This is a genomic window from Pseudoalteromonas rubra, assembly GCF_005886805.2.
GTDB classification, from domain to species: domain Bacteria; phylum Pseudomonadota; class Gammaproteobacteria; order Enterobacterales; family Alteromonadaceae; genus Pseudoalteromonas; species Pseudoalteromonas rubra_D.
In genome coordinates this window covers 952,177-963,267 of the sequence record NZ_CP045429.1, presented here as the reverse complement: position 1 = coordinate 963,267, position 11,091 = coordinate 952,177, and the positions used below count along the sequence as shown (strand labels likewise).

12 protein-coding genes are annotated in these 11,091 nt (G+C 48.8%); 1 reads left to right on the top strand and 11 read right to left on the bottom strand.

Going from position 1 to position 11,091, the window contains the following annotated elements:
- Positions 1-244 precede the first annotated feature (244 nt).
- The gene (locus CWC22_RS04280) at positions 245-697 is read left to right on the top strand and encodes a hypothetical protein (protein ID WP_138539636.1); all 453 of its coding nucleotides are present in this window, start codon (positions 245-247) and stop codon (positions 695-697) included.
- A gap of 86 nt (positions 698-783) precedes the next feature.
- On the opposite strand, the gene rlmM is transcribed toward CWC22_RS04280, so the two are convergent.
- The 11 genes from rlmM to prfA form a co-directional block, all read right to left on the bottom strand.
- Positions 784-1,869 carry a 23S rRNA (cytidine(2498)-2'-O)-methyltransferase RlmM gene (gene rlmM / locus CWC22_RS04275; RefSeq protein ID WP_125564416.1) on the bottom strand — a complete coding sequence of 362 codons (1,086 nt, stop codon included), beginning with the start codon at positions 1,867-1,869 and terminating at the stop codon, positions 784-786.
- Positions 1,870-1,892: 23 nt separating this feature from the next.
- Complete coding sequence (locus CWC22_RS04270; protein WP_138539637.1) at positions 1,893-2,261, bottom strand: DUF423 domain-containing protein; 369 nt, start codon at positions 2,259-2,261, stop codon at positions 1,893-1,895.
- On the bottom strand, positions 2,254-2,916 hold the full coding sequence (locus CWC22_RS04265) for an alpha/beta family hydrolase (protein WP_138539638.1): 663 nt from the start codon (positions 2,914-2,916) through the stop codon (positions 2,254-2,256). The genes CWC22_RS04270 and CWC22_RS04265 overlap by 8 nt, the downstream gene beginning before the upstream one ends.
- The gene (locus CWC22_RS04260; protein WP_125564410.1) at positions 2,913-3,806 is read right to left on the bottom strand and encodes a transcriptional regulator GcvA; all 894 of its coding nucleotides are present in this window, start codon (positions 3,804-3,806) and stop codon (positions 2,913-2,915) included. The genes CWC22_RS04265 and CWC22_RS04260 overlap by 4 nt, the downstream gene beginning before the upstream one ends.
- Positions 3,807-3,868: 62 nt before the next feature.
- Positions 3,869-4,723 carry a 3-deoxy-8-phosphooctulonate synthase gene (gene kdsA / locus CWC22_RS04255; protein WP_010386533.1) on the bottom strand — a complete coding sequence of 285 codons (855 nt, stop codon included), beginning with the start codon at positions 4,721-4,723 and terminating at the stop codon, positions 3,869-3,871.
- A gap of 33 nt (positions 4,724-4,756) precedes the next feature.
- Positions 4,757-6,007 (bottom strand): DUF819 domain-containing protein, encoded by a 1,251-nt coding sequence (locus CWC22_RS04250; RefSeq protein WP_125564408.1) that lies wholly within the window; start codon positions 6,005-6,007, stop codon positions 4,757-4,759.
- 101 nt (positions 6,008-6,108) lie between these two features.
- The gene (locus CWC22_RS04245) at positions 6,109-6,912 is read right to left on the bottom strand and encodes a tetratricopeptide repeat protein (protein WP_125564407.1); all 804 of its coding nucleotides are present in this window, start codon (positions 6,910-6,912) and stop codon (positions 6,109-6,111) included.
- 142 nt (positions 6,913-7,054) lie between these two features.
- Positions 7,055-7,429 (bottom strand): SirB2 family protein, encoded by a 375-nt coding sequence (locus CWC22_RS04240; RefSeq protein ID WP_125564405.1) that lies wholly within the window; start codon positions 7,427-7,429, stop codon positions 7,055-7,057.
- A 25-nt stretch (positions 7,430-7,454) separates the two neighbouring features.
- The gene (locus CWC22_RS04235; RefSeq protein WP_125564403.1) at positions 7,455-8,996 is read right to left on the bottom strand and encodes a DUF3369 domain-containing protein; all 1,542 of its coding nucleotides are present in this window, start codon (positions 8,994-8,996) and stop codon (positions 7,455-7,457) included.
- A gap of 160 nt (positions 8,997-9,156) precedes the next feature.
- Entirely contained in the window at positions 9,157-10,005 is an 849-nt protein-coding gene (gene prmC, locus CWC22_RS04230) for a peptide chain release factor N(5)-glutamine methyltransferase (RefSeq protein WP_138539639.1), read from the bottom strand.
- Entirely contained in the window at positions 10,005-11,090 is a 1,086-nt protein-coding gene (prfA, locus tag CWC22_RS04225) for a peptide chain release factor 1 (RefSeq protein WP_125564399.1), read from the bottom strand. The genes prmC and prfA overlap by 1 nt, the downstream gene beginning before the upstream one ends.
- Position 11,091 lies beyond the last annotated feature (1 nt).

The window sequence follows — 11,091 nt, the reverse complement described above, 5'->3', positions numbered from 1 at the left end:
TCTTCCTTAAATAATATAAAATCGAAAGCCTGAGTGTCAGCGCTTTTGCTTGCCCAGTCAATGTCTCACCCTCAACAGGAGTCGATAAGTCATGGCCTTTGGATTACCAAACGACAAAGTACCTGTAGATTTGTAAGACTAAATTAAGTAAAAGATCTTGGATACGACTTCATATGGAATATTATAAGTACTCTTTTGCAGGGATCGGCCATGGGCCTGCGTATACAATCAGGACTAATACGAAATGCCAGTCAATATATCTGAAAAACAATGGAATGACGCAATTCAAAACAGTGAAGCGGGCCCTGATTTAATCTATGCGAAATCTGTGTTTTTTAACCAGCCTGAGCGAAAGATAATAACGCGGTTTCAAATCAATTTTATTGAGCGTACAGATGAGCTCAGGTTTATGCCAGCCAATTTAATGATGGCCTATTTACCCTATTTTGTTCGCTTTATCGTCACATGCAGACACGACGAATTTGATAAATCAGCAATAGCAAATTGTTTTTTCTCCTTACTGGAGGGCAAGCTAAGTGACGATACAATCAACACCATAGAACTCTTACACAAAAGTAAAGATGCGTTACTTTTTATCTCGAACAGACTGGATGAATTTAATACCGACCCCGATATCTACGGTAATTTACAACCTCGGCTGCACCATTTAATCACGCTGCTCGATCAAAAGGCTTAATATCAGAGGCCGTTTTTCGTTTTATGAGTGGCAATTTGCTAAGAGTGGAACAGGCGACAATCAACAAGACTGCCGCCGAACAGAACTTAGCTGTAGAGGTTTTGCGGTACTTTCAGTACCTGAATGTGCACGGTCACTTCTTCGCGGTCGTGATAGAGGTGTTTGGCCTGTAGCTCATAGCCTACGCCGTACTTTTTCAGCTCATCACGGATCAGCGTCAAACATTCGTAGACGGTATCAAAGCGCTTTTTCATTGGCAGCTTAAGGTTGAAGATAAGCTCGCGAACAAAACCATTCACTATCCAGTCGACCATCAACTCGCTGACGCGGGTTGGTTTTTCAACCATATCACACACCAGCCAGTCGATGTTGCGCTTTTCTGGACGATATTTAAAGCCGTCTTCGCGGAAGTGTTTTACCTGCCCGGTTTCCATCAAATCATCGTTCATCGGTCCATTGTCGATTGCCGCCACAAATAACCCACGGCGCACCAATTGATAGGTCCAGCCACCCGGGCAAGCGCCCAAATCTACGCCACGCATACCAGAGCGGACTCGGTCTGGCTCGTTTTCTTTACCGACAAAAACGTTGAACGCTTCATCCAGCTTGAGCGTTGAGCGACTGGGGGCATCGGCCGGCATTTTAAGCCTGGGGATCCCCATAAAGAAAGGCGAGTTGTTGTTACTAAATGAGTAACCAACATAGGCAGTATCGTTAGCCAGAAACAGCACATGTAGGACTGGCTTATGGGCTTTGTGGTCGCGGGTCAGCTTATTTTGCTTCTCCAGCGCTTTGGCAAGTGGCGTCGAAAACTTCTTACAGAACTTCGACAACTCCTTGCCTTCATTGGTATCCGGAGTTTCTACCCGCAGATCGCCACACAAAGGAAAATCACCAACCACCTGTTTGATCTCAGACACCCTGTCTTCAACAGGCATTTTGCTTAACAGCACACCAGCAAACCACTGACGGGCAAATACCAGGCTAGAAAAATCAACCTGCTTGAGTAGCAGCTCACTCTGAGCCGGGTCAAAACACTCAAAGGTCACATAGCCTGTATTAGGCTTCGCTTTCACGTAACCGGCAACATTATGTAACGCAGCATGATGCGTAATTTCGGCCGCTGCATCGCTTTCAAAGCCGCTTCGGCAATAAATAACCACACTAGACATAGTGATAAAAAGTCTCTAATCAATTAAAAGGGCTGACGGGCAACCTGAAACAGCAGCCAGGCCCAGCCAAGAATAAAACACAGTCCGCCCAGTGGCGTAATCGGTCCCAGCCACTTAGCGCCGGTCAGCGCCAGCAAATACAAACTGCCGCTGAAAAGGACAATCCCGGTCGCAAATAAATACCCCGACAGCTGAACTTTCACGCCCCACTTCAACAGCAGGGCCACGGCCAGCAGAGCCAGACCATGCGTCATCTGATATTCAGCGCCGGTTTTAAAAATGCCAATGGCGTAGTCACTCAAACGGCTTTTCAGACCGTGGGCAGCAAAAGCCCCCAGCATGACGGATAGCATACAAAATGTTCCACCCAGCAATAAGAATAGCTTAGCCATTGAGTATCTCCGCAATTTTAGCCGCAATGGCCTCAGCTGCCAGTTGGCGGTTTTGCGCTTCTGTCAGGCCACTGGCTTTGCGCGGCTTCAAGGAATGGTCGCCATCTTTAAGCCATACCAGCTCAGGCCAGCTCTGATCTTCAGCTTGCGCTGCCAAAGCACTGACCTCAGCATGATTACCAAAGGTATCACGCTCTCCTTGCAACACCACAAAAGGGCAAGGGATGTCAGCAAAGTGCTCGGTACGTAGTTTCTCTGGTTTGCCCGGTGGGTGAAACGGATAGCCCAACGCAAACACACCCCGTACCTCAATACCCTCTTCACACACCAGCATCGAAGCCATTCGTCCGCCCATCGACTTACCACCAATAAACACAGGTAAGGTATCCAGCTGAGCACTCAGGACATCCCGGTAATGTGACAACAGCTTAGGAGCACGCTCAGGCGGACGACGCTTATCTTGTGCCTTCCCTATCTGCATATAACCAAAGTCAAACAGCCCAACGGTGACCCCCAGAGTACTCAGTCGGGTGGCCATATCCTGCATAAAACCACTGTCCCGGCCAGCGCCCGCGCCATGAGCCAGGACCAACTGCGCCTGAGGTTGCTCAGCGTGGTGCCACTCTATATCAATTTTTACTTCGCTCTGCGTCATTGTTGTTCCTGCTCTACCATTTCCAGCATCCAGTTTTTGAAGGACACAATTTTACCTAATTCAGCCTGCGATTCACGACATACCAGATAGTAGGCATTTTTACTTTCCAGATGGTGACTAAATGGAATGATCAAACGCCCTGCATCCAGATCGGGTTTTGCCAGTACGCTATTGCCCAGCGCGATCCCCTGACCATGCACAGCCGCCTGAGTCACCATCGAAGAATGGCTAAAAATAGGTCCGGTATTGGCAGGGACATTCCGTACTCCTGCGGTTTTGAGCCAGGCTTTCCAGGCACGTCGGGTGGTATCGTGCAACAGGGTATGATTCGCCAGGTCGCTTGGTTGATTAAGCGGCTTAGGACCATTGAGCAATAACGGGCTACACATGGGCACCAGATACTCAGTGTGCAGCTTATGCGTTTGCACCCCACTCCAGCTACCCCGGCCATAATAGATGGCCACGTCCACATCATCCGTTAATGAGTTCTCATCCATGTCCTGCGCTTTTATCCGCACATCAATGTCTGGATGTAGTTCATTAAACAAGCTCAGTCTGGGCACCAGCCACTGAATCGCAAAACTCGGCGTCAGACTAACCGTCAACGAGCCTTTCGCTCCCCGTGCCAGTAATTTTTCTGTGGCATCGATCAGCTGAGAAAACAGCTCTTTTATATCCAGGAAGTAACCCTGCCCTTCTTCCGTTAACAGCAAGGACCTGTTTTTACGTAAGAAGAGTTTAACCCCAAGGTGCTCTTCCAGAATCTTGATCTGGTGACTAATGGCTGCCTGAGTCACAAACAACTCTTCGGCAGCTTTGGTAAAACTCAGATGCCGGGCTGCGGCTTCAAAAGCTTTCAGTGCATTTAATGGGGGTAATCGTCGTGACATGGCACAAATTCCGAACCAGGCTGATAGAAATGGCGGAACACGCTCCGCCTACAATTATCGGGTTACAGATCAGCAGCGCTGGTATCTAACGGAGCAAACCCTTTGACCAGATCGTCCACGGCTTTCATCTGTTGCAGGTAGCCTTCCAGCTTAGCCAGAGGTAAAGCACAAGGGCCGTCACATTTGGCTTCATTTGGATTCGGGTGCGCTTCAATAAACAGGCCCGCCAGGCCCAACGCCATACCACTGCGTGCCAGTTCCGCCGCCTGAGCACGACGCCCATCCGCGGAGTCACTGCGCCCCCCCGGGCGCTGCAACGCATGTGTGGCATCAAAAATCACCGGTGCCATATGCTTCATGTCATCCATCCCCAGCATATCAACCACCAGGTTGTTGTAACCAAAGCTGGTGCCACGCTCACACAGGATCACTTGCTCGTTACCCGCTTCACTCATCTTCTTGATGATATGACGCATCTCGTGCGGCGCCAGAAATTGTGGTTTCTTTACGTTAATAACATTGCCTGTTTTGGCCATTGCCACAACCAAATCGGTTTGACGTGCCAAAAAGGCTGGCAACTGGATCACATCAACGACTTCAGCAACCGGAGCCGCCTGATGCGGCTCATGCACATCAGTGATCAACGGCACATTAAAAGTGCTTTTGATTTCTTCGAAAATTTTAAGCCCTTCTTCCATACCTGGACCACGGTAGGAGTTAATAGAAGAACGATTAGCTTTGTCAAACGAGGCTTTAAACACATAAGGAATGCCCAGCTTGCTGGTCACCTCAACATAGTGCTCAGCAATGCGCATTGCCAAATCACGTGATTCCAGCACATTCATGCCACCAAACAGCACAAAAGGTTTGTCGTTAGCAACTTCGATGTCTGCTACTTTAATAATCTGTGTATTCATTGTCTTTCCTAAAATAGTCGCTAACTGGCAGCGCTAGCTGCCAATCACACGTAAAATTTGTCCGCACAGCCAGGCAGCGTAGGTGCCCAATGCATAGCCCAATACCGCCAACAGCACGCCTACCGGGGCCAGTGCCGGGTGGAATGCTGACGCAACAACGGGGGCCGAGGCCGCACCACCTATGTTGGCTTTGCTGCCAACGGCCACGTAAAACACGGGCGCTTTGATCAGTTTAGCCACCAGAAATAATAGTCCCACATGCACCGCCATCCAGATCAGACCGATCACCACATATTTAGGCGCTTCAACAATTTTGGTGATGTCCATGTGCAAACCTATGGTTGCGACCAGAATGTACAAAAAGCTGCTCCCGACCTTGGAGGCCCCCACAGCCTCGAAGTTACGGGCCTTAGTGAACGACAATGCCAGGCCGATGGTTGTCACCAACACGATAATCCAGAACAACTTTGAATGCAGAGAAAACTTTTTCAGTTCCGGGAAGTTGCTGGCGAAATAAGGGACCAGGAGATCGGCAGCAAAATGCGCCAGACCGGTTGCACCAAAGGCAAAGGCAATCAGCAACATTAAATCTTGCAGTTCCGGACGTCTTGCGTGTTCCGCCTCGAAGGCCTGTACTTTGTTAATCAAACGCTCAATCGATGCCGTATCAGCCCCGGTGCGCGCATCTATTTCTTTGTGTCTGGCGGCCAAAAATAACAGCCCAGCCATCCATAAGTTGGCAACAACAATATCCACGGTCACCATGATGGTAAAGATTTCTCCCCCGGCACCGTAAATTTCTTTCATTGCTACCATGTTGGCACCGCCCCCAATCCAGCTACCGGCCAATGCTGCCATGCCACGCCATACGGCTTCTGGCCCCGCCACGCCAAGCAACTCAGGCATAAATGTAGCAGTGATGAGCAGTGCAATCGGCCCGCCCAGTACGACGCCAACCGTGCCGGTCAGAAACATAATAATCGCGCGTTTACCCAAACCCATAATCGACTTCAGGTCGATACTTAAGGTCAGGAGTACCAAACAAGCTGGCAGTAAAAAATACTTAGCGACCGTATACACGTCGTTGCCACTACCATCGACAATTCCGAAGGTATTCAATAAAGATGGCAGAAAGTAGCACATCAATAAGGCAGGCACATAGCGGTAAAACTTAGCCCAAAACCCGGTTTTCAGATTGGAGGTATAAAATACGAACCCCAGAATGACGGCCAACAGGCCAAGCACTACAGCATTATTGGTAATGAGTACACTACTCTCTTGCATAGGATCTCTCTGTTTCCTTGATTATACAAAAACCGCCTGGGGACCGTGCCAGATCACTGACTGACCCAGAGGTCCCATCATACAGAGTGCGCTGATCTCACTTAATGGAGGATATTATTGTGATCGGCCAGTTCTGCGATTTGATTTTGAATGAGTTCAATGGTTGGATCATCCGGGCACTCATCAACAAAAAACTGCAGGTCATCTTTGGCCATTTTAGGGCAATTAAGTTGGTTCAGCAGGTAGCCTCGGTCACGGCGCTCATAGGGGTCATCGCCCAGAAGCTCCATCAACATCTCCACACAGCTCAGTGCATGACCAAACTTCTCCGCAGCAATAAAGGACCATTTTTGTTGAGCCAGGTAAAGCTTAAAAGCTTCCTCGCCAAATACCAACTCCATGGGTTCCTGCTCTTTGTCGTCGCCGTTTTCCGGGATCACATACCAAGACTGATGGCCGGAGCTTGGGTCGATAATGTACCCTTCTTCGTCACTCAACGCGATGTGAACCAGCACATCACCCTGATTAATGGCCAGGCTTGCGTTCAGACGTGCTCGCTCCAGCAAATGCACCAGAATAAGGGCTAACGCCATACTGGTACCGCTGTGCATTTTAAGCACATAGCACACATTATTGAGCAAGTGTTCAGGCACTTTTTGGTCTGTGCCGCTGAACAACCACTGGGTATAAAACGCATCAAGCAATGCATCTACACACTTGTGCTTGTCATCATTTTGATAACAAATAGCGTCAACGGCCTGCTCCAGTTCAGCGAGCAAACATAGCGTGTGTGAAGTATCCGCTTGAGCATCCCAGTGCGGCTCAGCCCAGATACAACGTAACAAGGCAGGCGTCGAAAAATGATCCGTACTTGTGTCGTGTTCATCGAACCAGATATCAGTCATAAATAACGAACTGTTTTCTACTGTCTATAGTCATAATGGGCTAGTGTAACATTTTTCAACACATTCCCAAGGGGATTTTTATTTTGAGGAAAATTGACGATGTGGGCAGGGAAAGCGGGCAACGCTGCTGCCCGCATGTCTATCAGAGTATCAGCGCATTTTTAGCACTGGCAAGGTAACCAACGGCCAGCAGTGTGACAGTTGCCATGACCAGTGCACCAACCTGCTTAGCTTTTGTTGTAGATTTCGCAATCACGAAACCTAGCGCTATATATGCAATGACTAAAACAATTTTTTCCATCAACCAGGGTTGCTGTGCCGGGTTCAGACTCGCCATTACTGCCAGCGATACCGCCGAAATCAACAGTACAGTATCCACACTGTGGCTAGCGATGAAGACCCCTTTGTTGGCTGCCAGTTTACCACTGGCCAAACGCGAAATAGCACGGGTATAAAACAAAATAATACTTAAAACTGCAAACATCACATGCGTGTGTTTAAGTGCCATGTAATCCAAAATTGCCCCTTATTAAATTTTAAAATCAATCTTGTAAGCGAGTCAGGATCTGTTCCAGCTCGTCTGTAACCTCATTAAATACGTCTACCAGTTTTGGGTCAAAGTGTTTGCCTTTCTGGCTGTTAATTTCTGCGATCACCTCTTCCAGACTGAATGCTGGGCGATAACAGCGCTCATGACGCATAGAGTCGTATACATCGGCAATCGCTGCAATACGACCAAAAATATGAATTTCCTCGCCTTTTTTGCCGCTCGGATAGCCGCTGCCATCCCACTTTTCATGATGATCTCGGGCAATCATCGCTCCGGCATTAACGATTTCACGGCGCGAGTCGCGCAGTATCTGATACCCTTTTTGGGTATGAGATTTCATCACGTCCCATTCTTCTGGCGCAAGCTTGTTGGGCTTGTTTAAAATGGCATCGGGAATACCCACATTCCCTACATCGTGCAAGGGCGAAGCCAGTCTGATCAGCTCAGCTTCACGGTAGCTCAGGCCATAGTGCTTGGCCATTACATAGCATATGTTGGCAACGCGCTTTACATGATTTCCCGACTCAGTAGAACGCTGTTCAAGCGCTTCACTCAGGCGGTAAACCAGTTCCTGTTGGGTGTCTTCAATCTCAGCCTGCAACTGGACGTTTTCATACGCCAGTTGTACGTTTTGCGAGAAAATTTTGATCAGGTGTTTTTGCGTGTCGGTCAGAAACTCCGGGATCCCCGAAACAAATAGCATGGAGGCATGATTATATTCGCTTGAACAATAGGCAAACAAATAGTTGTCCTTGTATACGATCCCTCTGTCCTGCAAAGCCTGTCGGCATGCTTCCATTTGCTCAGTATCCAGTACATCTTCTATGGGCTTGCCTTCACTTCGGGCAAATTCGCCACGGCCGGTAAATACCACCAGTTTGTCACTGCTATTGCTGGGATCATTACTGGCCACCAAAGAGGTGGCGTAAATCGCTTCATCCACGGTTCCAAGCAAAGACGTCAGCTGCTGTATAACGCCTTCAATAAACTGGTCAATAGAATGGGAAGCAAAAATATTACGAGATGCTGTGATGATTTTTTCCAGCCCCTGACGAGACTGATCAATTGACAAAATATCCCGATAAGAACGCAAACTCGACATCACCACGGTAAACAGCTTTTGCGCCGTCAGCTCGGTTTTAGATTTGTAGTCATTGATATCATAATTAACAATGACCTGACGCTCCGGTGCCTGGCCTGGCTGACCCGTACGCAAAATAATGCGGATATTATTGTTCTTGGCAGTTTCGCGGATGTACTGTGCTACCCTCAGGCCTGCATCATCCGTTTCCATCACCACATCAAGCAATACAATCGCGGCGTCGGGATGGTCCATAACCACCTTTTTTGCTTCCTCGCCGGAATAGGCACTGAGGAACTCCAGGCGCTTTTTCTGAAACTCAAAATCGCTGAGCGCGAGCTTGGTCACCGCATGCACTTCAGGTTCATCATCAACAATGATCACCTTCCAGGTGCCACTTTTTTCCTGTACTTCCGAATCACTTGGCTCGTCTGAAAACAAAAAATCATCCATTGGAGAGTCCTTAACACTCTTTTTGTACTCGTATCTCGCCAGTATTGCGCACGCTGACGGTCATGAAGCAGGTTGGCGATAACCGAGCTGTCCACCACAATACAGTATCACTGCACTATGCATAATGCCTGCACAAGGCAATTTAGATAATCAGCAACGATTATTGTGGCTTTTGCGCCATCGTTACCCTATCACAGCCTGCCATATCTTTTATTGTAAGTATATTGCGATAGTTCATTTGTGCAAAAATCTGCTGAACACCAGCAGCTTGCTGATACCCGTGTTCAAACATCAGATAACCATCCGGTGCCAGATATTGCAGTGCCTGCTCAGTAATATGACGGATATCGGCATAACCTTCATCCGGCGCCACCAGGGCTGATAAAGGTTCGAAACGGACATCGCCCTGATTCAGGTGCTCATCCGTTTCACATATATACGGGGGGTTGCTGACAATCAAATCAAAGCGCTGATCTGACAAGGCTGAAAACCAGTCGCTCTGGCGGATCTGTACATGCTCAAAACCCAGCCGTTGGCGGTTTTTCTCTGCCAGAGCCACCGCGTCATGAGAGTAGTCTACACCAATAAGCTGCCAGTCAGGCTGCTCCGACGCCAGCGCCAGCACAATAGCGCCCGTACCAGTCCCCAGGTCAACGACTCGAGCACCTGTCGGCAGGGGTAAGGTCAATGCATGCTCAACCAGGGTTTCCGTATCTGGCCGGGGAATGAGGGTGCTATTATTGACATACAGAGGCAAACTCCAGAACTCGCGTTCCCCCGTCAGATGGGCGACTGGCTCACCCGCTTTTCGACGTGCAATGAGTGATTCAAATAATTGATATTGCTCTGCATTCAGCTCGGCTTCTGGCCACGCGAATAAGTAACTGCGGTTCTTCTGAAGAATGTGTAAAAGCAGCACTTCGGCATCGAGTTTCGCTGACTCTGAGCTACTTTGAAGTTGCGAACTCGCCCAGGCAATCGCCTGAGCAAGATTGGGATTCTGCGCCATTAGTCGTCGCCCATGGCTGCTAACAGATCAGCCTGATACTCCAACACTAACGGATCGATAACGGCACCCAGGTCGCCGGCTACCACTTCATTAAGACGATACAGCGTAAGGTTAATGCGGTGGTCCGTGATACGTCCTTGCGGATAGTTATACGTACGGATACGTTCAGAGCGGTCACCACTGCCAACCAGGTTTCGACGTTCGCTGGCTTCTTCTGCCTGACGCTTTTCATCTTCAGCCTGCTGCAGTCGGGCGCCCAGTACTGACAACGCTTTCGCACGGTTTTTATGCTGCGAACGCTCATCCTGACACTCAACCACAACCCCGGTCGGAATGTGAGTAATACGAATTGCAGAATCGGTTTTGTTAACGTGCTGACCACCGGCACCAGATGCACGGAAGGTATCGACCTTGAGGTCCGATGGGTTAATTTCAATGGCTTCTGCTTCTGGAATTTCTGCCATCACAGCAACTGTACACGCTGAGGTATGAACACGGCCCTGAGATTCTGTTTCTGGTACACGTTGTACACGGTGTGCGCCCGACTCAAACTTCAGCTTACCGTAAACGCCATCCCCTTTGATGTTGGCTATCACCTCTTTATAGCCACCGTGCTCACCTTCATTGGCACTGACCACTTCGACCTGCCACTTTTGTGCTTCTGCATAGCGACTGTACATACGGAATAAATCACCTGCGAAAATCGCAGCTTCATCACCACCGGTACCGGCACGAACTTCAAGGAATACGTTATTGTCATCTTTCGGGTCTTTTGGCAGCATCAGGATCTGGAGTTGCTCCTCCAGCTCTGAAATTTGTTCTTTTGCTTCTTTGTATTCTTCCTGAGCCATTTCACGCATGTCAGGATCTGAGTCTTTTAGCATTTCTTCAGCCGCAGCAACGTTTTCCTGGGCCTGCTGGTAGGCAGTGAACGCCTTAACGACATCTTCCAGCTCTGAATATTCTTTTGATAACGCGCGAAAACGGTTTTGATCGCCAATAACTTCCGGATCCCCCAGCATGGCTTCCACTTCTTCGTGGCGCTCTACCAGCGTTTCCAATTTACGATAGACGGACTCTTTCATT